This is a genomic window from Nocardia sp. NPDC004573, from assembly GCF_053602135.1.
In genome coordinates, this window is record NZ_JBSGDA010000001.1 from 266,287 (window position 1) to 289,508 (window position 23,222).

General features: G+C 67.6%; 25 protein-coding genes. 17 read left to right on the top strand and 8 right to left on the bottom strand.

Annotation, left to right across the window (positions count from 1 at the left end; all coding sequences use genetic code 11):
• Positions 1-68 precede the first annotated feature (68 nt).
• A complete protein-coding gene (locus ACWEKR_RS01250; RefSeq protein ID WP_452352748.1) occupies positions 69-1,532 on the bottom strand; it encodes an MFS transporter in 1,464 nt (487 codons plus the stop codon).
• Between the two features lie 54 nt (positions 1,533-1,586).
• Between ACWEKR_RS01250 and ACWEKR_RS01255 the strand changes: the two genes are divergently transcribed.
• From ACWEKR_RS01255 to ACWEKR_RS01275, 5 genes are all read left to right on the top strand, one after another.
• The gene (locus tag ACWEKR_RS01255; protein ID WP_452352749.1) at positions 1,587-2,333 is read left to right on the top strand and encodes a TetR/AcrR family transcriptional regulator; all 747 of its coding nucleotides are present in this window, start codon (positions 1,587-1,589) and stop codon (positions 2,331-2,333) included.
• 128 nt (positions 2,334-2,461) lie between these two features.
• Positions 2,462-3,184: an acetoacetate decarboxylase family protein gene (locus ACWEKR_RS01260; protein WP_452353075.1), complete on the top strand. Its 723-nt coding sequence runs from the start codon at positions 2,462-2,464 to the stop codon at positions 3,182-3,184.
• A gap of 553 nt (positions 3,185-3,737) precedes the next feature.
• Entirely contained in the window at positions 3,738-4,103 is a 366-nt protein-coding gene (locus tag ACWEKR_RS01265) for a YidH family protein (protein WP_452352750.1), read from the top strand.
• Positions 4,100-4,408: a DUF202 domain-containing protein gene (locus ACWEKR_RS01270; protein WP_452352751.1), complete on the top strand. Its 309-nt coding sequence runs from the start codon at positions 4,100-4,102 to the stop codon at positions 4,406-4,408. Before ACWEKR_RS01265 ends, ACWEKR_RS01270 begins: the two co-directional genes overlap by 4 nt.
• 48 nt (positions 4,409-4,456) lie before the next feature.
• Positions 4,457-6,358, top strand: coding sequence for an alkyl/aryl-sulfatase (locus ACWEKR_RS01275; protein WP_452352752.1), 1,902 nt, complete (start codon positions 4,457-4,459; stop codon positions 6,356-6,358).
• Between the two features lie 12 nt (positions 6,359-6,370).
• Here the strand turns inward: ACWEKR_RS01275 and ACWEKR_RS01280 are convergent, their stop codons facing one another.
• The 3 genes from ACWEKR_RS01280 to ACWEKR_RS01290 all read right to left on the bottom strand — a co-directional run bounded on the left by ACWEKR_RS01280 (position 6,371) and on the right by ACWEKR_RS01290 (position 8,114).
• Complete coding sequence (locus ACWEKR_RS01280; protein ID WP_452352753.1) at positions 6,371-6,862, bottom strand: hypothetical protein; 492 nt, start codon at positions 6,860-6,862, stop codon at positions 6,371-6,373.
• Positions 6,863-6,941: 79 nt separating this feature from the next.
• Positions 6,942-7,454: a DUF1990 family protein gene (locus tag ACWEKR_RS01285; protein ID WP_452352754.1), complete on the bottom strand. Its 513-nt coding sequence runs from the start codon at positions 7,452-7,454 to the stop codon at positions 6,942-6,944.
• Positions 7,455-7,577: 123 nt separating this feature from the next.
• Positions 7,578-8,114 carry a M23 family metallopeptidase gene (locus ACWEKR_RS01290; RefSeq protein ID WP_452352755.1) on the bottom strand — a complete coding sequence of 179 codons (537 nt, stop codon included), beginning with the start codon at positions 8,112-8,114 and terminating at the stop codon, positions 7,578-7,580.
• 675 nt (positions 8,115-8,789) lie between these two features.
• Here ACWEKR_RS01290 and rpsB point away from each other — a divergent pair.
• The 5 genes from rpsB to ACWEKR_RS01315 all read left to right on the top strand — a co-directional run bounded on the left by rpsB (position 8,790) and on the right by ACWEKR_RS01315 (position 13,245).
• Entirely contained in the window at positions 8,790-9,602 is an 813-nt protein-coding gene (gene rpsB / locus ACWEKR_RS01295) for a 30S ribosomal protein S2 (protein ID WP_195083889.1), read from the top strand.
• Positions 9,603-9,766: 164 nt separating this feature from the next.
• Positions 9,767-10,591: a translation elongation factor Ts gene (gene tsf, locus ACWEKR_RS01300; protein ID WP_159838798.1), complete on the top strand. Its 825-nt coding sequence runs from the start codon at positions 9,767-9,769 to the stop codon at positions 10,589-10,591.
• Between the two features lie 195 nt (positions 10,592-10,786).
• Positions 10,787-11,515, top strand: coding sequence for a UMP kinase (pyrH, locus tag ACWEKR_RS01305; protein ID WP_040780648.1), 729 nt, complete (start codon positions 10,787-10,789; stop codon positions 11,513-11,515).
• 50 nt (positions 11,516-11,565) lie between these two features.
• A complete protein-coding gene (gene frr / locus ACWEKR_RS01310) occupies positions 11,566-12,123 on the top strand; it encodes a ribosome recycling factor (RefSeq protein WP_159838800.1) in 558 nt (185 codons plus the stop codon).
• Between the two features lie 195 nt (positions 12,124-12,318).
• Positions 12,319-13,245, top strand: a complete 927-nt coding sequence (locus ACWEKR_RS01315; protein ID WP_452353076.1) for a phosphatidate cytidylyltransferase — start codon at positions 12,319-12,321, stop codon at positions 13,243-13,245.
• A gap of 9 nt (positions 13,246-13,254) precedes the next feature.
• Here the strand turns inward: ACWEKR_RS01315 and ACWEKR_RS01320 are convergent, their stop codons facing one another.
• Entirely contained in the window at positions 13,255-13,602 is a 348-nt protein-coding gene (locus ACWEKR_RS01320; protein WP_159838802.1) for a LapA family protein, read from the bottom strand.
• A 125-nt stretch (positions 13,603-13,727) separates the two neighbouring features.
• Here ACWEKR_RS01320 and rlmN point away from each other — a divergent pair, with 125 nt between their 5' ends.
• Complete coding sequence (gene rlmN / locus ACWEKR_RS01325) at positions 13,728-14,837, top strand: 23S rRNA (adenine(2503)-C(2))-methyltransferase RlmN (RefSeq protein ID WP_452352756.1); 1,110 nt, start codon at positions 13,728-13,730, stop codon at positions 14,835-14,837.
• A gap of 105 nt (positions 14,838-14,942) precedes the next feature.
• Here the strand turns inward: rlmN and ACWEKR_RS01330 are convergent, their stop codons facing one another.
• Positions 14,943-15,356, bottom strand: coding sequence for a DUF5997 family protein (locus ACWEKR_RS01330; protein ID WP_452352757.1), 414 nt, complete (start codon positions 15,354-15,356; stop codon positions 14,943-14,945).
• Between the two features lie 167 nt (positions 15,357-15,523).
• On the opposite strand from ACWEKR_RS01330, the gene ACWEKR_RS01335 reads away from it, so the two are divergent.
• Complete coding sequence (locus ACWEKR_RS01335) at positions 15,524-16,447, top strand: LysR family transcriptional regulator (protein WP_452352758.1); 924 nt, start codon at positions 15,524-15,526, stop codon at positions 16,445-16,447.
• A gap of 51 nt (positions 16,448-16,498) precedes the next feature.
• Here the strand turns inward: ACWEKR_RS01335 and ACWEKR_RS01340 are convergent, their stop codons facing one another.
• Together ACWEKR_RS01340 and ACWEKR_RS01345 are read right to left on the bottom strand one after the other, a co-directional pair.
• A complete protein-coding gene (locus ACWEKR_RS01340) occupies positions 16,499-16,813 on the bottom strand; it encodes a hypothetical protein (protein ID WP_452352759.1) in 315 nt (104 codons plus the stop codon).
• A gap of 131 nt (positions 16,814-16,944) precedes the next feature.
• Entirely contained in the window at positions 16,945-17,211 is a 267-nt protein-coding gene (locus ACWEKR_RS01345) for a DUF2631 domain-containing protein (RefSeq protein WP_159838810.1), read from the bottom strand.
• Between the two features lie 144 nt (positions 17,212-17,355).
• Between ACWEKR_RS01345 and dxr the strand changes: the two genes are divergently transcribed.
• The 5 genes from dxr to ACWEKR_RS01370 all read left to right on the top strand — a co-directional run bounded on the left by dxr (position 17,356) and on the right by ACWEKR_RS01370 (position 23,196).
• Complete coding sequence (gene dxr / locus ACWEKR_RS01350; protein ID WP_195083883.1) at positions 17,356-18,495, top strand: 1-deoxy-D-xylulose-5-phosphate reductoisomerase; 1,140 nt, start codon at positions 17,356-17,358, stop codon at positions 18,493-18,495.
• 166 nt (positions 18,496-18,661) lie between these two features.
• Complete coding sequence (locus ACWEKR_RS01355) at positions 18,662-19,864, top strand: M50 family metallopeptidase (RefSeq protein WP_159838814.1); 1,203 nt, start codon at positions 18,662-18,664, stop codon at positions 19,862-19,864.
• A gap of 290 nt (positions 19,865-20,154) precedes the next feature.
• Positions 20,155-20,751: a hypothetical protein gene (locus ACWEKR_RS01360; protein ID WP_452352760.1), complete on the top strand. Its 597-nt coding sequence runs from the start codon at positions 20,155-20,157 to the stop codon at positions 20,749-20,751.
• 356 nt (positions 20,752-21,107) lie between these two features.
• Positions 21,108-22,265, top strand: coding sequence for a flavodoxin-dependent (E)-4-hydroxy-3-methylbut-2-enyl-diphosphate synthase (gene ispG, locus ACWEKR_RS01365; RefSeq protein ID WP_452352761.1), 1,158 nt, complete (start codon positions 21,108-21,110; stop codon positions 22,263-22,265).
• Between the two features lie 67 nt (positions 22,266-22,332).
• A complete protein-coding gene (locus ACWEKR_RS01370) occupies positions 22,333-23,196 on the top strand; it encodes a GNAT family N-acetyltransferase (RefSeq protein WP_452352762.1) in 864 nt (287 codons plus the stop codon).
• Positions 23,197-23,222: the final 26 nt, after the last annotated feature.

Below are 23,222 nucleotides of genomic sequence, written 5' to 3' on the forward strand. Positions count from 1 at the left end.
CCGGGGGTCGGAATCATTCATACCGGGGGAGCCGCGGAGGCGTCGGAATCGCTATTGTGCGGGCCCGATCAGCCCTGCGCGACCGGAGCGGGTTCCGGTTGCCCGGCAGCTTGCGGCCGCCGTGCGCGCAGCAGCACCGCGCCGAGCAGGGCTGCGGCGATGGTGAAGCCGGCGCTGATCCACGCGCCGGTGGACATGGCGGCGGTGAAGGCATCCTTGGCGGGCTCGATGTAGCCGAGTTGGAAGGCCGCGCCGATGGATTCCCGCGCCGCATCCGGGGCGTCGGCGGGCATGTGCGAGGTGAACACGCCGGCCAGCACACTGCCGAGGACGGCGATGCTGATCGCCATGCCCACCTGCTGGATCGTGTCGTTCATCGCGGAGCCGACACCCGCGTGCTGCAGCGGGATCGCGCTCATGATGGCCGCATAGGCCGCAGGACCCGCCAGACCGCCGCCGACGCCCATCACCAGCATGCTGACCAACACCCACAGATACCCGCTGCCTGCCGCGAGGATGCCGAAGGCCACACCCATGACGAGCAGGCCCGACACGATGAGCGTCTTGTTGCTCAGCGTCTTGCCGAGCGTCGCACCGAGGCCGTTGCAGACCGCCGCGGCCACGGCGTACGGCAGCAACGCCAGCCCGGCCTTCATCGGGCCGTAGCCGAGGACGAACTGGAGGTACTGGGTGAGCATCAGCATGACCGCACCCATGCCGAAGACCATCAGCAGCAGGGTGAAGCAGGTGCCGGTGAAATCGCGGCTGCGAAACACCGCCAACGGCAGCATCGGATGCTCCGACCGGCTCTCCCAGACGACGAAGGCGATCGCCGCGCCGACCGCAGCGACGATCATGCCGATGTTCCACTCCCGCTCGATGATCACGTAAACCGTCGCGCTCAGCGCCACGACGGACAGGACGACGCCGACCAGGTCGATCGGCCGCTGCTCGCCGGTGGTCTCCGGCATCAGGACGACAGCCGCGACGATCGCCAGCAGCGCCACCGGGATGTTGAGCAGGAACACCGAACCCCACCAGTAGTGCTGGAGCAGGAAGCCTCCGAGCGTCGGTCCGGCGACGATGCCGACCATGGAGACCGTCGACCACGCCGCCATCGCCGTGCGTCGTTCGTCCTCGGCGAAGGTGGTCATCAGAATCGACAGGGTCGACGGCATCAGCAGCGACCCGCCGACGCCCATCGCGACGCGGGCCGCCACGACCTGCCACGGTTCGGTCGCCAGCACGGCGGCCAGCGACGCCACCCCGAACACGGCCAGTCCGGTGATCAGCGCTCGCCGCCTGCCGAACCGGTCGGACAGACTGCCCGCGGTGAGCAGGAGCCCGGCGAACACCAGAACGTAGGCGTCCAGAATCCACTGCACGTCCGACGGGGTGGCGCCGAGTTCCCGGATCAGCGACGGGATCGCGAGATTGAGCACGGTGCTGTCGAGCATCAGCACGAGCAAGGACAGACAGAGGACCCCCAGGACCCACCAGCGGCGGGGGTCTCGTACAACGTTCGATTCCACTCGCACAGCGTACGAGAAACTCGAACAGTGTGCGAGCGATTATAAGATCGTGTTGTGACCAAGCAGTTCGCGTCGGTATGGACCAAGCAGCCGCGCCAGCCCAAGTCGTCCGGGCTGCGCCGCGAGCAGATCATCGCGGCGGCCGTCGAGATTCTCGATGCCGAAGGGCTGGAATCGCTGAGTATGCGCAAGCTCGGCGCGAAACTGGGCGCGGGTGCGACCAGTCTCTACTGGCACGTGTCCAGCAAGGACGAACTGCTCGAGCTGGTGCTCGACGAGTTCTGGGGTCTGGTGCGCACGCCGGAGCCCGAGCAGACCTCCTGGCGTGAGCTGCTGAACACCTTCGCCTACAGCCTGCGCGCGACCATCAAGGAGCATCCCTGGATGGCTTCGCTGGTCGGGCAACTGCCCAGTATCGGCCCGAACTCGCTGCGGTTGAGCGATCGGCTGCGCCGCGCGTTCGTGCGAGCCGGTTTTCGCGGTGTGGACATCTACCTGGCCGGCGGAACGGTGATGTGTTTCGTCCTCGGCCAGGTCATCCCGGAGATCGCCTGGGACAAAGTGTCCGAAGGTATGGAGATCGATGCCGACGGCATGCTGCGCGTAATGGGGGAAGTGGCCGGCGACTATCCCGAGATGCTCGCGGACTATCGGGCGACCGTGCCGACCGGTCAGGAGGCCGCACGGGCGATGGCGTTCGACTTCGGCTTGCTCTGCGTCCTCGACGGCCTCGAAGCCCGTCTGCGCAACATGCCGGAAGCCCGGCGGGAGTCTCCCGCGAGTGACGCTGGTCGGGCGTGAAACGTGTTCTGCATAGTGAAAAGCAGCCGAAGGGCAGTACTGTGCCGATAAGTTGAAACGCGTTCTATGCGTGTGTCCGAAGGGGTCGCATGACGACGCGGGACGCTGCTGCGCAGAAGGGCTTCGATATGAGCACGCACACCGTTCTCGGCCGAGAGGTTCGCATGCCGGTGCGCATCCGGCTCGCGCGCGCGTTCATGGCGACCTATCTGGTGTCCGCGGGGCCCGCGCAGCGCCTCATCGACTACTCCGGTCTGCGGATTCTTCGGCTCCCGGGCGGACGTGCGATGTGCACGCTGGTCTTCGTCGACTACGTCGACGGCGATCTGGGGCCCTACAACGAGTTCGGCGTCTCCTTCATGGTGCGCCACCACACCGCGGCATCGGGACCGGGCACTCTGAAGGCGCTGGTCACCGGGCGTGCAGGGGTGTTGATTCACCGGCTGCCCGTGGACGGCGATTTCACCCTGGCCGCGGGGCGCGGTATCTGGGGCTTCCCCAAGGAACTCGCCGACTTCGTCGTCGACCACGGCAGTCGGACGCGCAGCGGCGCGCTGCACCAGGACGGGCGGCTCATCGTGGATCTCACGGTACGGCCGGGGTTCGCGACCCCGAACCGCGGCGCCGCGTCCTCGTTCGACGCCTACTCGCACATCGATGGCGTCACTCGCTGCACGCGCTGGCAGATGCGTCCCTCCGGTATGCGAGCGCGCCTCGGCGGGGCGAGGCTGACCCTGGGCGACCACGAGATCGCCGCGGAACTACGGTCGCTGGGACTGCCCCGGCGGGCGTTGATGTCTTCGTCGGTGTCGCGACTGGCCATGACCTTCGAAGACGCGACCGCGATCTGACCCCGCTCGGCCGCATAACCACCCGGTCACGGCGGGCGAGGAGCGTGGACGGTCCGGCGCGGCTGCGGTTAGCCTGACGTAGCCGATTGTTTGCCGAACGCTCAGTATGGAGTGTGCCCGTGACCGTCGCCGCCCGGAACCGCGTCGCCGAACAAGGCTGCGAAATGGCCAGATCGTGCGGCACCTGCCGATCGTCGGAAGAATCGCGCGCTGCTGCGCCAGTCTTCGAATTAAGGTTGCCAGCCGAATCCGGAAGGTGCCGACTCGCGCTCTGCCGTTCGAATACTGCGGCGATGTGCGTGTCCTCGGAGAGCCCGCGTCCGGCGCGCGAACCGATCTGCAGCGCGTTACCGTGGCTGGTGATCGCCCGGCGCGCGTTCCGGCGGTCCGCACTAGCGTGGTTGGTCGTGAGCACCGTGCAGTCCGGCATCACCCTGTGCACCGGGACGCCGCTTCGCGCAAGAAGAGTCCACGCCATTCGGAGTGGGCGAACCGGCGCCGCCGGACGCACGTGCGCGAGGACGCGGCATCTGCCGAGCCGAACCGAGGCGGCGTGACGCTGCCGAACCCGGAAGCCGAATCGGAAGAGGGCGAAGAGGAACTCGACTACCGCTTCACGCTCGCGAACGAGCGCACGTTCCTGGCCTGGATGCGTACCGCGCTGGGGCTGCTGGCCGGTGGCGTCGCCGTGCACACGCTGGCGCAGTCGTTCCGGATCGGCGGATTGCGGCGCGCTATCGCGCTGAGTTGCCTGGTCCTGGCTGCGGTCGTCGCGGTCGGTGCGTACGGGCACTGGCGGCGCGTCGGGATGGCCATGCGGCGCGGCGATCCGCTGCCGGAGACGGTGCTGGTGCCGATCCTGTCGGCGGGCATCGCGATCGTCTCCGTGCTGGCGGCCGTGGCGGTGCTGCTGCGATGAGCGCGCCACATCTGTCCGCCGAACGCACCGCGCTGGCGTGGCGGCGCACGGCCGTGTCGGCGATGGTTGTCGGCACGCTGTTCATGCATCAGGCGCTCGGCAGCGGCTGGCGCGCGGCCGCGGTCGCGCCCGTCGGCGCCGCGATCGCGATGGCGGCGCTGGCCGGGGCCTGCTATCTGCGCAACCGGAGCCTGCGTGGAGGCCGCTACGCCCATGGCGGTCGCGTCATCGCCGCCACGGCCTCAGCGGTGGTCGTGGTCGCGGTGGCCGCCGCCGCAGGCGGGTCCCTCGATCCGCTTCCCTGACCGGGGGAGCGGTCCAGCAACGTTGGTCGAGACGACAGGAGGACGACAATGAGCACAGCGAGCGAGCCGAGTGACTTCATCGTCGCGGAGCATCGGCGGGCCGCCGCCACACTGCCCTTCGCCGACACGGCCGATGCGGCCGACGCCGAGCGCGGTTTCATCGCCGCGCTGAAGCCCGGCGTGGTCACCTCCGACGACGGAACGGTCGTGTGGGACAACGACTCCTATTCGTTCCTGCGGGAATCCTGCCCGGTCTCGGTCCATCCGAGCCTCTGGCGGCAGTCCGGCCTCGCGGTGCGGCAAGGGCTGTTCGAGGTGACCGAAGGCATCTATCAGATCCGCGGTCTCGACATCTCCAATATGACGCTGGTCGAGGGTGAAACCGGCGTCCTCGTGATCGATCCGCTCATCTCGGCCGAGACCGCGGCGGCCGGTCTCGCGCTCTACCGCGCCCATCGCGGCGACCGCCCGGTGACCGGGCTGATCTACACCCATTCGCACGCAGACCATTTCGGCGGTGCCGCCGGAGTCACCACCGTCGAGGCGGTGGAGGACGGGCGCTGTCCGGTGCTGGCGCCTGCCGGATTCCTCGAACACGCGGTGGCCGAGAACGTCTACGCGGGCACGGCGATGGCACGCCGCGCAGGGTACATGTACGGCGCGGTGCTGCCGCGCGGACCGCTGGGCGCGGTGGGTTCCGGACTCGGGCAGACCACGTCGGTCGGCACGGTCACCTTGATCCCGCCGACCGTCGACATCACCGCCACCGGTCGAGAGGAGACGATCGACGGCATCCGGATGGTCTTCCAGCTGACACCCGGCACCGAAGCCCCCGCGGAGATGAACTTCTACTTCCCCGACCGCCGGGCCCTCTGCATGGCGGAGAACGCGACCCACACCCTGCACAACGTGCTCACGTTGCGCGGCGCGCTGGTGCGCGACGCCCACATCTGGGCGAGATACCTGACCGAGGCGATCAACCTGTTCGCCCGGGACTCCGACGTCGTCTTCGCCTCGCACCATTGGCCCACCTGGGGCACCGCCCGGCTGGTGGAATTCCTCTCGCTGCAACGGGATCTGTACGGGTATCTGCACGACCAGACCGTCCGCCTGTTGAACCAGGGGTACGTGGGCGCGGAGATCGCCGAACTGGTCACCCTCCCGCCCGCCATCGAGGAAGCCTGGCACGCGCGCGGCTACTACGGTTCGGTCAGCCACAACGTGAAGGCCATCTACCAGCGGTATATGGGCTGGTTCGACGGCAATCCCGCGCACCTTTGGCAACATCCGCCGGTCGAATCCGCCCGGCGGCATGTCGAATTCATGGGCGGCGCGGAGGAAGTGCTGCGTAAAGCGCGGACTTCCTACGACGCGGGGGACTACCGCTGGGTGGCGCAGGTGCTCGACTACGTCATTTTCGCCGACCCCGACAACGACGCCGCGAAGGAGTTGCAGGCCAGCACCTTCGAACAACTCGGCTACGGCGCGGAGAACGCGACCTGGCGCAATTTCTATCTCAGCGGAGCCTACGAGTTGCGCTACGGCTCGTTCGGCACGCCGACCAAGACCGAATCGCCCACCATGGTCGCCGCTCTTTCCGTCGACCAGATCTTCGATGCCTTGGCGTTGCGCGTCGACGGTCCCAAGGCGTGGAACCACCGGCTCGTAACGGACTGGATTCTCACCGACCAGGACCGCACGCACCGGCTGGAGCTTCGCAACGGCCGCCTGACCCACTTCGACGTCGCGCCGGGCATGAAACTGCCGGAGCCGGACACCACCTTCACGCTGGCCAAGAACACCCTGATCCGGGTGTTGCTGGCCGGCGAGGACTTCGGCGTCGCGGCGGCCGCGGGCGACATCGTCATCGAGGGAGATGTCACCAAGCTCGCCGAATTGGTGGACATCTTCGACGCCCCCGACCCCGATTTCGCGATCGTCACACCCTAGTTCGCGCCTCGATCATCGGGCCTCCCGGCCGAAGAAGTAGCCGACAACGATCCCGGCGAGGCCCGACACGGGCGCCAGGTATTGCGTAAGTTCTTGGGCGGGCAGGCCTTTGATGATGCCGAAGATGACACCGGCGACCGTGCCCGCCACGAGCGCGGCGGCGAGTCCTGCGCGGTAGCGAGCCTCCAGGATCTTGTTCTTCGCCTCCGCTTCTTCCTTGATCAGCTCGGTGCGTCGCGACTCCGCCTGTAGCTCGTGGTCCCGCCGCGCCCGATCGACGGCTTCTGTGTCGGCATAGGCTGATGCCTGGTATTCGCGTTTCGCCGTGATGTAGGCCATCATTTGATCGAATGACAGGGCTTCGACGCCCATCAGTCGGGAAGAATCGATGATCTCCTCGATTTCGGCGCGGTTGTCGAGCGCCTCGCTGTAAATGGGCGAGGGCGGGTCACTTTCCACAGGAAGATCCGGGAGACTTTCGGCCATCTCGGGTTCGCCGGTCACGGTAACAGTATCGCCCGCGTCCCGGCCCACTGCCGGTGGTCAGAAGTTTCGGCTGTGAACCGATTCGTCGGCGCTGTGCTCAATCGGACGTCGGCAACGTCGCGAGGTATCGGCCCGCGACGAACCGCTGGATCAGCCGCACCGCAGGTCCGCCGAGCCGGGTGTACCAGGTGGCGGGGCGGGAGAACGCGACGATCAGCCCGTACACCGTGTCGTCGGCGCGGTCGTACTCCACGGCGAACAATTCCTCGCCGGACGCCGGGTGGCCGGGCAAGGTTCCGTAGGCGAAACCCCGCCGGTCGGCTTCATCGAGCACGTACACCACGCGACACGGGGCGGTGATCCCGAACGGACCGAATCCGAGCCGCACGGTGATCGCGGTGCCGGGTTCGGCCGTCGGGGTATCGGCGGACCGGAAGATTCCGGTGCCCTTTTGCACGCGGTAACTCAGGATCTCCGCACCCGCGCGCTCGAACAGCGCGCGTCCCCGGCCGAGACGCCGCCGCACCCGCAACCCGTGGTAGCCCTCCGGCAGTCCATCCCGGGTCGCACCGACCTCGGAATACGTGAACGACGACAACCCATCCGCCATGCCCTGATCTTCACCCCACCGAGCCCGGTCCCGCCACCGTGGATCGCCGACACGCCGGTCCTTACTGTCCCGGCTGCTCCGAAGACCTGAGCCGACCCGCGACGAAGCCGCGGATCGCCACATTCAGGAGCGCACCGGTTTGAGCCGCAGGGGAGTGAGGCGCAGCAGCCCGAGCGGGTCCAGATACTCACGGTTGCGGCGGCGACCGCCGTCTACGCGGGCACCCCAGTGCAGACATGTCGTCGCGCATCCCGGGTGCCCGGACTCCAGCGTGCCGATCCGGGTGCCGCGTTCGACCCGCCTTCCCACGGGAATCTCGGCGCGTACGGGCTCATAGGTCGTACGCAGCCCGCCCGGGTGCTCGATGGACACGACCGGCTTGTCGGCCACCGTTCCGGCGTACACGATGATCCCGTCCCCGGCCGCGAGGACCGTCTGCCCCTCCGCTCCGGCCAGATCGACCCCGCGATGTCCCGGCAGCCAGTTCTGCGCTGGTTTGTCGAAGTGCCGTAGTACCGCCGGGCGCGGCTGCAGCGGCCAGCCGAACCGACCGTCGGATCCGGCTGTCGCGGCCGGTGTCGTCGCGACGATCGCGGTGATACCCAGAGCCAGCGCCGAGGAAAGACGCCGACCACGTCGCATGGCGTTCGGACTGGCCATTCGGGCCTCGTCGGCAGGCCGATTACGACCCACAGAGAGGGGCGGGCGGTGCGCACAGGTCATCAGTGGAGGCGGAAGACCTCCGCTCGCCGCCCGTATCCAGGCCGGATTGCCGGAACGGAAGCGGCGTGCGGCGCAGCAAGCCGGACAGAGACGGCAGGCAGACCGATCCCGTGCACGCCCCCGGCACGGGTCGCTCGGCAGGCGTACGGGCTCCGCTCGGCGGTGCGGTCACGACGCCGAGCACGAAGAAGAGCGGTACCAGGAAAGTGGTTGCGGTGGAGATCGGTTTCATGGCTCCAGCCTTCCGGGGTTCCGGCGTCGCCGAGGGCTCCATTTACGGAATGGGGATAACTCCCGCGCCTGTGAAAAGCCGCTGTTTTCCCTGGTCACAGCTTTCGGCTCGGACCGATTTAGATCTGCGTGCCGGAAGGCCGTAAACTGATCGAGCGGTCCGTGCCTGCATGGACCGACTTCGCGCGCCACCCGTGCTTGTTCATAGCGGCGCTGTTCGAATCGAACTCGATACATCTGGGTTCGCGGCAGCGTGTTCGGAACAGGGAATCGCCGGCTGGTCCCCACCTTCGTGGTCGGGTCCGACGATTCGGCGGCGCCAGGGCAGCGGATCACCGATTCGCTGCGTCAACCGGCAAACGAAAGAGAGATACGGGAGCTATGGCTGTCGTAACCATGAAGCAGCTGCTCGACAGCGGCGCGCACTTCGGACACCAGACCCGGCGCTGGAACCCGAAGATGAAGCGGTTCATCTTCACCGACCGCAACGGCATCTACATCATCGACCTGCAGCAGACGCTGACCTACATCGACAAGGCCTACGAGTTCGTCAAGGAGACCGTCGCCCACGGTGGCACCGTCCTCTTCGTCGGTACCAAGAAGCAGGCCCAGGAATCGATCGCGGCCGAGGCGACTCGCGTCGGGATGCCCTACGTCAACCAGCGCTGGCTGGGTGGCATGCTCACCAACTTCTCCACCGTGCACAAGCGTCTGCAGCGCCTCAAGGAGCTCGAGGCCATGGAGCAGACCGGTGGCTTCGAGGGTCGCACCAAGAAGGAAATCCTCATGCTGACGCGTGAGATGAACAAGCTGGAGCGCACCCTCGGCGGTATCCGCGACATGCAGAAGGTGCCTTCGGCCATCTGGGTCGTCGACACCAACAAGGAGCACATCGCCGTCGGCGAGGCGCGCAAGTTGAACATCCCGGTCATCGCGATCCTGGACACCAACTGCGACCCCGACCTGGTCGACTACCCGATCCCGGGCAACGACGACGCGATCCGCTCCGCCGCCCTGCTGACCAAGGTCGTCGCCTCCGCGGTGGCCGAGGGTGTGCAGGCGCGCGCGGGCGTGGCCTCGGGCGACGAGAAGCCGGAGGCGGGCGCGGGCGAGCCGCTGGCCGAGTGGGAGCAGGAGCTGCTCGCGCAGGCCGCCCCCGGCGCCGAGACTGCCGAGACCTCGGCCGAGGCCTGAGACCCGCCACCACCGCGGCGTGAGCGACGCTCCCGGAGGCACCAGCCCGCGTAGGGGGCCCGCGAACGCCGCGGATGGGCACAGTTTCGCCGGCGTTCACGGCCGAGTGCCATCGTGAGCGCCGCTGCCAACACCCACACTTCTCCGAAGGAGGCTCGCCGAGAATGGCGAACTACACCGCTGCCGATGTGAAGCGGCTCCGGGAGCTGACCGGCTCCGGGATGATGGACTGCAAGAACGCGCTGGCCGAGACCGACGGTGACTTCGACAAGGCCGTCGAACTGCTGCGCATCAAGGGCGCCAAGGACGTCGGCAAGCGTGCCGAGCGGACCACCGCCGAAGGCCTGGTCGCCGCCAAGGACGGCGTCATGGTCGAGATCAACTCCGAGACCGACTTCGTCGCGAAGAACGCGGAGTTCCAGCAGCTGGCCGAGCAGGTCGTCGCCGCGGCGGCGGCCGCGAAGCCGGGCGACCTGGAGACGCTGAAGGCACTGGACCTGGGCGGCAAGACCGTCGACGAGGCGGTGCAGGCGCTCGCCGCGAAGATCGGCGAGAAGCTCGAGCTGCGCCGCGTCATCTCGCTGAACGGCCCGGTCGCCACCTACCTGCACAAGCGTGCTTCGGACCTGCCGCCCGCCGTCGGCGTGCTGGTCGAGTACACCGGTGAGGGCGACGCCGCGGCCGAGGCCGCTCGCGCCGCCGCCATGCAGGTCGCCGCGCTCAAGGCGAAGTATGTCACCCGCGACGAGGTTCCGGCCGACATCGTGGAGAACGAGCGCCGCATCGCCGAGCAGACCGCTCGCGAGGAGGGCAAGCCCGAAGCCGCGCTGCCGAAGATCACCGAGGGCCGGGTCAACGGCTTCTTCAAGGACGTCGTGCTGCTCGAGCAGCCGTCGGTCACCGATTCGAAGAAGACCGTCAAGGCGCTGCTGGACGAGGCCGGTGTCACCGTCACCCGCTTCGCCCGCTTCGAGGTCGGCGCGAACTGAGTCTCGCCGCACCCCCAGCGTGTAGGCCCCCCGCCGACCGAACGAACACCGGTTGACGGGGGGCCTTCTGCTGCCGCTCCAACCGAATAAGGCAGGATGGATCTCGCTCTGCCTTGCTCTACGTCACAGGCGCTCGCCATGAGCAACGAATCGCCGGAAGAACGACAATCCCTCGCCGAAGGAGACTGGAGACCCATGACGGACCCGGGGACCGATCGCCCAGGATATCGCCGGGTACTGCTGAAACTCGGCGGGGAGATGTTCGGCGGCGGGAAGGTCGGGTTGGACCCGGACGTGGTGCAGACGGTGGCCGAGCAGATCGCCGAGGTGGTCGCCACCGGCGTCCAGGTGGCCGTGGTGATCGGCGGCGGGAATTTCTTCCGCGGCGCCGAACTCGAGGAGCGCGGCATGGAACGCGCCCGTTCGGACTACATGGGCATGCTCGGCACCGTCATGAACAGCCTTGCGCTGCAAGACTTCCTGCAGCAGCAGGGTGTCGACACCCGGGTGCAGACCGCGATCACCATGGGCCAGGTCGCCGAGCCCTACCTGCCGCTGCGTGCCAAGCGGCACCTGGAGAAGGGCCGTGTGGTCATCTTCGGAGCGGGCATGGGCATGCCGTACTTCTCCACCGACACCACCGCCGCCCAGCGCGCGCTGGAGATCGGCGCGGACGTGGTGTTGATGGCCAAGGCGGTCGACGGGGTCTTCACCGCCGACCCGCGCGTCGACGAGACCGCGACCATGTACTCCGAGATCACGCACAAAGAGGTCATCGAGCGCGACCTCAAGGTCGCGGACGCGACCGCCTTCAGCTTGTGCATGGACAACCAGATGCCGATTCTGGTGTTCAATTTGTTGACCAAGGGCAATATCGCCCGCGCGGTCGCCGGTGAGAAGATCGGCACACTGGTTCGGTCCTGATACCCGCGGACCGCGGATCATGACATGACGACGCTGTGGAGGAAACGGTCGTGATAGAAGAAGCGCTCTTCGACGCCGAGGAGAAGATGGAGAAGGCCGTCTCGGTAGCGAAGGACGATCTCGGAACCATTCGTACCGGTCGCGCGAACCCGGGCATGTTCTCCCGGGTCGTAGTCGACTATTACGGGTCGCCGACCCCGATCACCCAGATGTCCAGCATCACGGTGCCGGAGCCGCGCATGGTCGTGATCAAGCCCTACGAGGCAGGCCAGCTCGGGGCGATCGAGACCGCGATCCGTAACTCGGATCTCGGTGTCAATCCCACGAACAACGGCGACATCATCCGGATCAGCGTGCCGCAGCTGACCGAGGAGCGCCGCCGCGAACTCGCCAAGCAGGCGCGGGGCAAAGGCGAGGACGCCAAGGTCGCCATCCGCAATGTCCGTCGCAAGGCGATGGACGAACTGTCGCGCATCCAGAAAGATGGCGAGGCGGGCGAGGACGAGGTCGGGCGCGCCGAGAAGGAGCTCGACAAGACCACCGCCAAGTATGTCGGCCAGATCGATGAACTGGTCAAGCACAAGGAAGCCGAACTGCTCGAGGTCTGACGCGGATCGGCCGGTAGGCGTGGCGGGGGCACGGAGGAGGCCCCGCGTCACCGTGAGTGCCGCCGAGTCAGCGCAAGGCCCGCCCGGGCGGGGGACGAACGGAACGACGAGTTGAGCGACGGGACAATCGTGGCCGAGAACGCCGCCGCGACCGGTGCGGCAGAGGAGCCGCCGGTGAACGGGACAGCCGATGCGATGCAGCAGCGCGCGCACGATGCTCCTGGGTCCGGTCATGAACCGTTAGGCGCCCCCGCGGCGTCGGCTCCCGATCCCGCGGCGGGCCACACCGCGCCCGCGTCGAGCGGTTCGCGCGCGGGTCGCAACCTGCCCGCCGCGCTCACCGTCGGCTTCGGTCTGGGCCTTTCGCTGATCGCGATCCTGCTGTTCGTGCCGAAGGTGTTCATCGGCGTCGCGGCGGCCGGGGTCGGCGTGGCCACCTGGGAAGTCGCCAAGCGGCTGCGCGAAGCCGACGTGCTGGTCCCGCGCGTTCCGCTGATCGCGGGCGGCCAAGCGGTGTTCTGGCTCGGCTGGCCGTACGGCGCCAGCGGCGTCGCGGGCGCGTTCGCCGCCACCACGCTGATCTGCATGGTGTGGCGGCTGTTCGACCACGGTTTACAGACCGCGCCGCGAAACTTCCTGCGCGACACCGCCATCACAGTGTTCGTGCTGGCCTGGATTCCCCTGCTCGCCTCGTTCGCGACGCTGCTGCTGCTGGAGCCGGACGGCAACCTGCGGGTGCTGACCTTCATGATCCTGGTCGTCTGCTCCGACGTCGGCGGATACGTGGCAGGTGTGCTGTTCGGCAAGCATCCGATGGTGCCCTCGATCAGCCCGAAGAAGTCGTGGGAGGGTTTCGCAGGCTCGCTGGTGTTCAGCGTGATCGGCGGCCTGCTCACGGTGACGCTGCTGCTGGAGGCCAACTCGATGATCGGCGTCGTGCTCGGCGTCGGCCTGGTGCTGGTGGCCACCTGCGGCGATCTGATCGAATCGCAGATCAAGCGCGAACTCGGCATCAAGGACATGGGTACGCTGCTGCCGGGTCACGGGGGCATCATGGACCGTCTCGACTCCATGCTTCCCTCGGCGTTCGTCTCCTGGTTGGTGCTGTCCACGCTGCTGTGATCCGGCGCGTCAGCCCTTCTTGGCCGCGCGACGCAGCTGCAGGATGCGCACGCCGCCCACCGAGGCCATGACGAGCGCGCCGCCGATCACCGACAGCAGCACCGTGACGCCGAGCGGCAGCGAGAAGTCCCAGAAGAAGAAATGCACTTGGACCTGTTCGAGGTTCTGCACGATGAAGATCAGCAACAGGACCAGGATCAAGACACCGGCGACGAGCCCGGTCCAGGCGTAACCGGTACGCGAGGCCAGCGACTTCTTGGCCGGTAGGAGGGGTGGGGCGCTAGGGGGCGTTGTGCGCTTGCGCTGCGACAGGTCCGGGTCCGGCTCCGGCGGGTGTTCGGGGGGATGCGTGGACATCTCTCGATCATGGCCGACGGCTATGACGGCCGCAGGTATTTCCAAGCGACGAACCGGGCATGTCGGGCCGCCCGCGTGTGGTCGGGTGCCAAGGAATTTCCGGCGGATGGGAGAATGGACCAACTATGACCGTCTCCTTGCCCTTGGTTTTCGACGCACCGCGCCGTGGCATGCCACCGCGCCATCTCGCCGACCTCGATGCCGAGGCCAGGCGCGCGGCCGTCGAGGAACTGGGCCTGCCGAAGTTCCGCGCCGATCAGATCGCCCGCCAGTACTACGCGCGTTTGCAGGCCGATCCGGCACAGATGACCGATCTGCCCGCCGCGGTCCGGGAGAAGATCGGCGAGGCGCTGTTCCCGCCGCTGCTGAGTGTGGTCAAGCACGTCGCGTGCGACGACGGGGAGACCCGCAAGACCTTGTGGCGCGCGGGCGACGGCACACTGCTGGAGAGCGTCTTGATGCGCTATCCCGACCGCGCGACCCTGTGCATCTCCAGCCAAGCCGGTTGCGGCATGGCGTGCCCGTTCTGCGCGACCGGTCAGGGCGGGCTGAACCGCAATCTGTCGACCGCCGAAATCGTCGACCAGGTGCGTGCCGCCGCCGCGGCGCTGCGGGACGGAGAGGTGGCGGGCGGGCCGGGCAGGCTGTCCAACATCGTCTTCATGGGCATGGGGGAGCCGCTGGCCAACTACAAGCGGGTGGTCGCCGCGGTGCGCCGGATCACCTCGCCCGCACCGGACGGTCTGGGTATCTCCCAGCGCAACGTCGTGGTGTCGACTGTGGGATTGGCTCCGGCCATTCGCAAATTGGCCGACGAGGGATTGTCGGTCACGCTCGCGGTCTCCCTGCACACGCCCGACGACGAACTGCGCGACACTCTGGTACCGGTCAACAATCGCTGGCCGGTCGCCGAGGTGCTCGAGGCAGCCCGCTACTACGCCGACAAGACGGGCCGCCGGGTCTCGGTCGAATACGCGCTCATCCGCGATATCAACGATCACCCGTGGCGTGCGGACCTGCTTGGCGAGAAACTGCACAAGGCGCTCGGGTCCCGCGTGCACGTCAACGTCATTCCGCTCAACCCGACACCGGGCAGCAAGTGGGACGCCAGCCCGAAGCCGGTCGAGCAGGAGTTCGTCCGCCGCGTCAACGCACAGGGCGTGCCCTGCACGGTCCGCGATACCCGCGGCCAGGAGATCGCCGCGGCGTGCGGGCAATTGGCGGCGGAGAACTGAGACACCCCGATCCGCCGGGCAAATGACCGTCCCGGATGTCGTGTCGCGGAATCCGCTGCGAATCCCGCGTTGTCCGGACGGGAACTTCCCCCGACGGCCGGCGCGCTAGCCGCGGTTCTTCGCCGGGCGGTTGGTGGCGGCGCGGCGTTCGGCTTCTTTCGCCTTGATGCGCGCGTTCTCCGCCCGGACCGCCGCGTAGTTCTCGCGCTCGTGTACGAGCCACTCCGGCGGGTCGGCGAGCAGGGCGTCGATCTCCTCGGCGGTGAGGTGGTCGGAGACCCCGGCCCGGGTCAAGCCGGTGTTGGAGACGCCGAGTTTGCGGGCCACCACGTCGCGGGGGAAGGGGCCGGTGCGGCGCAATTCGGTGAGCCAGTCGGGGGGATCGTTGCGCAGCGCGTCCAGCTGAGCGCGAGAGATCGGCGCGTTGCGGAACTCCTCGGGCGCGGCCGGAAGATAGATGCCGAGTTTGTCGGCCGCGGTCAGCGGCTTCATCGTCTGCGGTTTCTTGTCCGGGCTCACCGGCACAGCCTAGCGGGCACGGCAGGAGGGACCCGTCCGCAGCCCCGCCTCGGACCACGCGGCGACCGCTCGACGGGCGTTCGCCGTGTGCGCGGGACACGAGCTGGGCAGCCATCTATCCGGCGGCGCGAAGGGCTCACTTCTGCTGGTGGCATACGCTTCCACGAATGAGCCGGTTGGAGTCGATCGATGTGGTGCGCCTGCGCTGGTTCGTCGCGGTCGCGCAGGAGTTGCACTTCGCGCGCGCGGCGAAATCACTGCACATCTCGCGGCAGAAGCTGAGCCATACCGTCATCGATTTGGAAAACGAACTCGGGACGAAGCTCTTCGTGCCCGGTGCGCAACCGACCCAGCTCACCGACGACGGGCGGCAGGTACTGGAGCAGGCGCGCGAGATCATCGCGCGGGCCGAGTCGGCTGCGCAGCGGCCCGAACCGGATGCTGCGGCCGTCCTGCGGGTAGGTTTCGTGCCGGGCGTCACGGTGTCCAAATGGACGCGGATCTGGGGGGAGCGGTTCCCGGACATCCCGCTCGAGGTGAGCGCGCTGGCGCAGGCGGAGCAGGAAGCGGCTGTGCGCGGGGGGAGCGTGGACATGTGCTTCGTCCGGCTCCCGATCGACCGCGAAGGAATGAGCGCGATCCCGCTGTACCGGGAGGTGCCGGTCGTGGTGGTGCAGAAGGAACACCCGCTGTCGGTATTCGACGAGGTGCGCATGACCGACCTGGCCGACGAGCGCCTCCAGGACACCTCGGACGTCGACGCGGTCGGCGGCGCACTGGAACTCGTCGCCGCGGCCGGTGGCGCGGCGATCGTGCCGCACTCGCTGGCTCGCCTGCATCATCGCCGCGACCTCGTCTACCGTCCGATGCTCGGCGTCGCCGATACGGAAATCGCGCTGGCCTGGCCCGCCGGCCGCACCACCGATCTGGTCGAGGAGTTCATCGGCGTCGTCCGTGGCCGTTCCGAGCGCAGCTCCCGCAGCCCGGTCCGAACCGGCAAGGACGAGTCGCGGAAGAAGTCTCCGGCCGAGAAGAAGGGTGGTCGACCGGCTCCGGTCAAGAAGAAGCCCTCCCGGCGTCGCGGACGCTAGCCGTCCATCCGGCGGCGGCGCGTACCCGGCCGGGTCCGCGCCGCCCGTCGATCAGTTCTTGCAAACTCGGTTCAGTTCGTCGGTCGCGGCGTCCATGCTCGTCACCTTCTCGTCGGTGAGGGCGTGGGCATAGGCGGCGATGGCGTCCTTCTCCGGGCCGTCGGCCTGGATGGCCGAGAGCTTGGCGGCGAGGGACTGCTGCACGGTCGGGTCCAGATTCCCGCCCGACTCGTCGATAGCGGCGTTGATCGCGTCGATGGCCGCGCCGCACGCCGGTGACTGGGCGTGCGCGGGCGCGGCGGGCAACAACAGCAGCGAGCCGAACGCGCTCGCGGCGAGCAGGGCAGCCGAGAAGGTCTTGATCATTGCGTCCTAATAGTCGTGCGGACAGGAACCGAGGTCCGCGACCCGGCTGGGACGCGGACCTCGGACGCACACGGTACCGGGCCGTGGCCTGCGGTACAGGACGAATGGAATTGTGCGAGAAAGCGTTTCGGTCAGCGCGGCTTGCGCTGCAGCAGCGAGTCGCGGATCAGGATGCCCGCGATCAGGACGGCGAAGCCCACCAGGAAGATGTCCTCGATCTTGCCGCTGTGGTTGCCGACCAGCATGGCCAGCAGGATCAGCGCGACGATCCAGCCCGCGATCCGGAAAGTGCGACGCGACTCGCCGCTCCAGCCCCAGGCAGCGGAGGGAACTTCGGCTGGATCCACGCGAGTGACGACGCGCTCGGTGTCGACGTGTTCGAGTTCCGTGGCGGCCACGATCGCTCCTTAGCTGTTACTCGCACCGTGATTCCGGTACGCATTCGATGAGCTACTGCCGCATATCGTGACATACGACGGTGCGTCGTTGTAAGTCGGCCCGCGCCGGTCGAACGCGCTGCGGCGGTAGGACACAATGAAGTCGTGTCCGACATCGTGAGAGTCCTGCTGCTGGGCAGCACCGGATCCATTGGCACTCAGGCGCTCGAGGTGATCGCCGCCAATCCCGACCGCTTCGAGGTGGTCGGACTCGCCGCGCGCGGCGGCAACACCGAGTTGCTCGCCGCCCAGATGGCCGCCACGGGCACACGCAATGTGGCCGTCGCCGATCCGGCCGCGGCCCAGCGGCTGGACCTGCCGCTGGGCGGCCCGGGCGCCGTGACCGAGCTGGTGCGCCGTACCGAGGCGGACGTCGTGCTGAACGCGCTGGTCGGTTCGCTCGGACTGGAGCCGACCCTGGCCACCCTCCAGTCGGGCACCCGACTCGCCCTGGCCAACAAGGAATCGCTGGTCGCGGGCGGTTCGCTGGTGACCAGCGCCGCCGCTCCCGGCCAAATCGTCCCGGTCGACTCGGAGCACTCCGCGCTGGCGCAGTGCCTACGCGGAGGTCGTGCCGACGAGGTGGACCGGCTGGTGCTGACCGCTTCCGGCGGGCCGTTCCGCGGTTGGACCACCGAGATGCTCGATTCGGTCGAGCCCGCTGAGGCCAAGGCGCATCCCACCTGGTCGATGGGCTTGATGAACACCCTGAACTCGGCCTCGCTGGTGAACAAGGGGCTCGAGCTGATCGAGACGCACCTGCTGTTCGGGATTCCCTACGACCGCATCGACGTCACCGTGCACCCCCAATCGATCGTGCACTCGATGGTCACCTTCACCGACGGGTCCACGCTCGCGCAGGCCAGCCCGCCGGATATGAAGCTGCCCATCGCGCTGGCGCTCGGCTGGCCGGACCGGGTGCCTGGCGCGGCCGCGGCCTGCGATTTCGGCACCGCGTCCACTTGGACGTTCGAGCCGGTCGACAACGATGTCTTCCCCGCGGTAGAGCTGGCGCGCGCGGCGGGCCAGGCCGGTGGCAGCGTCACCGCCGTCTACAACGCCGCCAACGAGGTCGCGGTGCAGGCTTTCCTGGACGGCGCCCTCCGTTTCCCGCAGATCGTCGGCACGGTGGCCGCCGCGGTGGAGGCGGCGCAGCAGTGGCGCGCGGAGCCGGAGACGCTCGACGAGGTCCTCGCCGCGGACACCTGGGCGCGGGAGTTCGCGGCCGCCCGTATTCGCGGCTGAAACCCTTCGGCGCCGGATCGGACGCGCGCATCGACGGCGTGCTGGCACACTGAACACACAGGACAGGACTTTGTCCGGTTAGGGTGAACAGAGTGCTCGCGGCCAGGAGCGGACGCGTGCGTGCGGGATATTCGAGCTGCGTCAACGCAGGAGGGTCGTAGAGCAGATGGTGTTCGCGTTGGGATTTGTGCTGTTCGCTCTCGGCATCACACTGTCGGTGGCGCTGCACGAATGTGGACACATGTGGGCCGCCCAGGCGACCGGAATGAAAGTGCGCCGGTACTTCATCGGCTTCGGACCGAAGGTCTTCTCATTTCGCCGAGGCGAGACGGAGTACGGGCTCAAGGCGCTTCCACTCGGCGGCTTCTGCGACATCGCGGGTATGACGGCGCTCGATGATCTGCGTCCGGAGGAGCTCGACCGCGCCATGTACCGCCAGGCCACCTGGAAGCGTCTGCTCGTCATGTCCGGTGGCATCGCGATGAATTTCGTGCTCGGCTTCGTCCTGGTCGTAGTGCTCGCCGTCGGTTGGGGCTTGCCGAGTCTCGAACAGCCGGCGCCTACCGCGCTGGGCGCCATGGACTGCGTTCAGAGCGAGCTTCCCGGTGGAATCGAGCAGGACTGCGCCGGCTCGGGCCCGGCGCAGCAAGCCGGTCTGCAGCGCGGCGACGTGGTCACCAAAGTCAATGATGTTCCGGTCAAGACGTGGCAGCAGTTCGTGGTCGAGACGCAGAAGGCGGTGGGTACCATCACGTACACCGTCGAACGCGGTGGCCGCACGCTGGTGATTCCGGTGACGCCGCAACGCGTGATGCGTTACCCGGACGATGGTGGTCCTGGACGCGAAGTCAGCGCGATCGGGGTGGGCCAGGATTCTTATGGGCCCGTGAAGTACAACCTTCTGTCGGCGATACCCGCCTCTGCCGCGTTCACCGGAGATCTCGGGGTAGAGGTCTTCAGATCCCTGATCCAGATGCCGGCGAAGGTTGCGGACCTGTGGGAGGCGGTCACCGGGGGGGACCGTGACCCGAATACTCCGGTCAGTGTCTATGGAGCCAGCCGTATCGGCGGCGAGAGCGCCCGCGCGGGTCTGTGGCAAGTGTTCGTGATGATGCTGGCCAGCCTGAACTTCTTCCTCGGCGCTTTCAACGTGTTGCCGCTGCTGCCGCTCGACGGCGGCCACATCGCGGTGGTGCTCTACGAACGGATCCGCAATGCCGTGCGGGGCGCCCGCAGGCTTCCACCAGGAGCTCCGGTCGATTACCTGAAGTTGCTGCCGATCACATATGTGTTCGTGGTGATGGGCGGTGCGTACATGCTGCTGACATTGGCGGCCGATATCGTGAACCCGATCAAACTCTTCCCGTAAGTGCGCGCCCGCTGCTTCAGCCAGGTCGGAATAGCGGGGCTCAGCAGCGGAGATGGGCGACTGTGTGACAGAGGTTTTCGCCTCGAAGGTTCGCGATCGGTATTACTGCCGTGATTGACGATTTGGCAGCGGTCCTCTATGATGATCTTGAAAATTGGTGGGGGCGGGGGATTCTTCCGAACTCGGACTAGTGATCAGGGATGTGTCTCGTCGATTCCGTGTCGGCGACAATTTCCATCTTGCGTCGCTTCCGATCGAAATCTGCCCCCCTTCGAGTGAAGGGGTTCGAAGTGCTGCTCCGGAAGTTTTGTACAGCGGTGAGTGGATTCGCCGCGTTGGTCGTCTGCTTCGGATCGGTCGGCGCGGGGGCCGCGTACGCAGGCTCTGTCGAATCTGCGGCACGCGTGTCGGACGCGAAGCTGGCGGTCACGCACGCGATCGCATCCGGTTCTCTCGCGCTGCACGGCGATGTCGGCGCCCTCGATCTGCGAGAGATGAATGTGGCATCCGAGTCGGGATTCCACCTCGTGACCATCCCATCCTCGGGCGCAGGACAAAGTAGGTCGGTGGTGAAGGTGGCGGTCGGCGACGACGCCGCGATCCTTGGTTATTCCGAAAAGCGCGTCAGTCCGATCGGTGATTCGTCCGCACTGCTCGTGTCGACCTGGAAGAACGGGTCTCCTGTGGCAGTCTTCGAAGCCGCGACCGACGACTATTTCGTGGCCTGCCTCGAGAAGCAGGGTGTCGACGGGAAGATCGCCAAGAAAGTTTTGCAGAAGTGCTTCAACGGCACGCTCATGCCCACGGGGACCGCCGTCGGGTGCGCGCTCGGCTTCGGTATATCCCGTGACGCCGTCAAGAAATGCGAGCCGTTGCTGGCCGCCTGATTCTCCTCCGTTGGAGCCCGTCGTTCCCGCCCGTGCGGTCACGTGACCGCACGGGCTTTCCATCGGTTTCGCACTGCCTGATTGCTTCCTTTTCATATCCGCCGGAACAGCGAGCGCCCTCTTTCTCGTACAAGAGTGGTTCCGCATCGGCGCTCGTTTCCGGCCGCGTCCGAGTAACCCTTGGCGCTTCGACGCCGATATGAGGACCGTCGCTCACCTGCGATACTGTTGTGGCCCGGCATCGACAGCGCAGGGGCCCCGGCGTTGTCAGGAGCGTCACGGGCGGCCGGTCTCGGGCGCGACTAAGCTCGGTGGGCGTACAGGTCGCAGCGACGAACGAAAGTAGGCAGCCGAAGGTGACCAGCACAATCGGATTGGGGATGCCGACCGCTCCCGCGGCAGTGCTCGCTCCACGGCGTAGGACCCGCCAGTTGATGGTGGGCAATGTCGGGGTGGGCAGCGACCACCCGATCTCGGTGCAGTCCATGACCACGACCAAGACGCACGACGTGAACGCCACCCTGCAGCAGATCGCGGAGTTGACCGCGTCGGGGTGTGACATCGTGCGGGTGGCCTGCCCGCGTCAGGAAGACGCGGACGCGCTGGCCACGATCGCGACGAAATCCCAGATTCCGGTGATCGCCGACATCCACTTCCAGCCGCGCTACATCTTCGCCGCGATCGACGCCGGATGCGCCGCGGTGCGGGTCAACCCCGGCAACATCAAGGAGTTCGACGGCCGCGTCAAGGAGGTCGCCAAGGCCGCGGGCGCGGCGGGCATCCCGATCCGCATCGGCGTGAACGCGGGTTCGCTGGACAAGCGGATGCTGGAGAAGTACGGCAAGGCCACGCCGGAGGCGCTGGTGGAGTCGGCGCTGTGGGAGGCGAGCCTGTTCGAAGAGCACGGGTTCGGCGACATCAAGATCTCGGTCAAGCACAACGACCCGGTGGTCATGGTGGAGGCCTACCGGCAGCTGGCCGCACAGTGCGACTACCCGCTGCATCTCGGCGTCACCGAGGCGGGCCCGGCGTTCCAGGGCACGATCAAGTCGGCGGTCGCCTTCGGCGCGCTATTGGCCGACGGCATCGGCGACACGATCCGTGTTTCGCTGTCCGCGCCGCCTGCCGAGGAGGTCAAGGTCGGCGGGCAGATCCTGCAGTCGCTGAACCTGCGCCCGCGCAAGCTGGAGATCGTGTCGTGTCCCTCGTGCGGGCGCGCTCAGGTCGACGTGTACACCCTGGCCAACGAGGTGACCGCGGGCCTGGAGGGCATGGCGGTGCCGCTGCGGGTGGCCGTGATGGGCTGCGTCGTGAACGGTCCCGGCGAGGCGCGCGAAGCCGACCTGGGGGTGGCCTCCGGCAACGGCAAGGGCCAGATCTTCGTCAAGGGTGAGGTCATCAAGACCGTCCCGGAGGCGCAGATCGTCGAGACGCTCATCGAAGAGGCGATGCGCATCGCCGAGGAGATGGGCGAGGACGCGGGCACCGGCGAACCGGTCGTCACCGTCAGCTGAGCCGCCGCTCACCAGCGCTTTCGACATAGCCATACCGCATCGCGCCGGTTCGTGGCAGGCTGTCACCGTGCGGAGTCTGCTGGAGCCGGCGCGACGGGCCAAATACGCCCCTGCGCGGCAGCTCGCTAATCGGGATCTTGCTCAGGTGTTGCGTGTGCTCGATGCCGATCCGGTGGCCTCGTGTATGGTCGCCGCCCGCTTGCAGGAGTTCGGCCTGGACAACCGGTGCGGCCAGGGCGAGCTCTGGAGCAGGGGTGGCCCCGCGGAGTCGCTGTGCTTCTCGGGTGCGAACCTGGTGCCATTGCTCGGGAATCGGGACGCCTTGCGTGCCTTCGCCGACCGGGCGATCCGCTGGCCCCGCATTTGTTCCTCGGTGGTGGGGCGCCGGGAACTGGCGTTGCCGCTGTGGGAGATGCTGGCCGATCACTGGGGTCCGGAGCGGGAGCTACGCGGCGAACAGCCGCTGCTGGCGCTGGCTCAGCCGCCGATGGCCACGCCCGACCCGGAGGTCCGCCGGGTGCGCCGCGACGAGCTCGACCGCTATCTCTCGGCCGCGATCGCCATGTTCATCGAGGAGGTCGGCGTCGATCCGCGCGCGGGTGACGGTGGCCGCGGCTATCGCCGCCGCATCCAGAGCTTGATCGAATCCGGCCGCGCGTGGGCCCGTTTCGAGGACGGGGAAGTGGTCTACAAAGCGGAGGTCGGCTCGCTGTCCCGGCGCACGGGTCAGATCCAAGGGGTCTGGGTGCATCCGGATTACCGGGGAAAGGGGTGCGGCACCTCGGGCACCGCGGCGGTCGCGAACGCCGTGGTCGCTTCGGGTCGCACCGCGAGCTTGTACGTGAACGACTACAACGCGATCGCCCGCCGCGCCTACAGCCGCGTCGGGTTCCGGCAGATCGCGACGTTCGCCACCGTACTGGTCGACTGAGCGCGCCCAGGGCACGGCGAATCCCG

Excerpts from the sequence above, each read along its gene's own strand:
- ACWEKR_RS01315 (WP_452353076.1), top strand. The coding sequence starts at position 12,319 with ATGCAGCAGCGCGCGCACGATGCTCCTGGGTCCGGTCATGAACCGTTA.
- ACWEKR_RS01355 (WP_159838814.1), top strand. The coding sequence starts at position 18,662 with ATGGTGTTCGCGTTGGGATTTGTGCTGTTCGCTCTCGGCATCACACTG.
- ACWEKR_RS01320 (WP_159838802.1), bottom strand. The coding sequence starts at position 13,602 with ATGTCCACGCATCCCCCCGAACACCCGCCGGAGCCGGACCCGGACCTG.
- ACWEKR_RS01290 (WP_452352755.1), bottom strand. The coding sequence starts at position 8,114 with ATGGCCAGTCCGAACGCCATGCGACGTGGTCGGCGTCTTTCCTCGGCG.
- rlmN (WP_452352756.1), top strand. The coding sequence starts at position 13,728 with ATGACCGTCTCCTTGCCCTTGGTTTTCGACGCACCGCGCCGTGGCATG.
- rpsB (WP_195083889.1), top strand. The coding sequence starts at position 8,790 with ATGGCTGTCGTAACCATGAAGCAGCTGCTCGACAGCGGCGCGCACTTC.
- ACWEKR_RS01275 (WP_452352752.1), top strand. The coding sequence starts at position 4,457 with ATGAGCACAGCGAGCGAGCCGAGTGACTTCATCGTCGCGGAGCATCGG.
- ACWEKR_RS01285 (WP_452352754.1), bottom strand. The coding sequence starts at position 7,454 with ATGGCGGATGGGTTGTCGTCGTTCACGTATTCCGAGGTCGGTGCGACC.
- ACWEKR_RS01260 (WP_452353075.1), top strand. The coding sequence starts at position 2,462 with ATGAGCACGCACACCGTTCTCGGCCGAGAGGTTCGCATGCCGGTGCGC.
- ACWEKR_RS01270 (WP_452352751.1), top strand. The coding sequence starts at position 4,100 with ATGAGCGCGCCACATCTGTCCGCCGAACGCACCGCGCTGGCGTGGCGG.
- ACWEKR_RS01335 (WP_452352758.1), top strand. The coding sequence starts at position 15,524 with ATGAGCCGGTTGGAGTCGATCGATGTGGTGCGCCTGCGCTGGTTCGTC.
- ACWEKR_RS01340 (WP_452352759.1), bottom strand. The coding sequence starts at position 16,813 with ATGATCAAGACCTTCTCGGCTGCCCTGCTCGCCGCGAGCGCGTTCGGC.
- pyrH (WP_040780648.1), top strand. The coding sequence starts at position 10,787 with ATGACGGACCCGGGGACCGATCGCCCAGGATATCGCCGGGTACTGCTG.
- tsf (WP_159838798.1), top strand. The coding sequence starts at position 9,767 with ATGGCGAACTACACCGCTGCCGATGTGAAGCGGCTCCGGGAGCTGACC.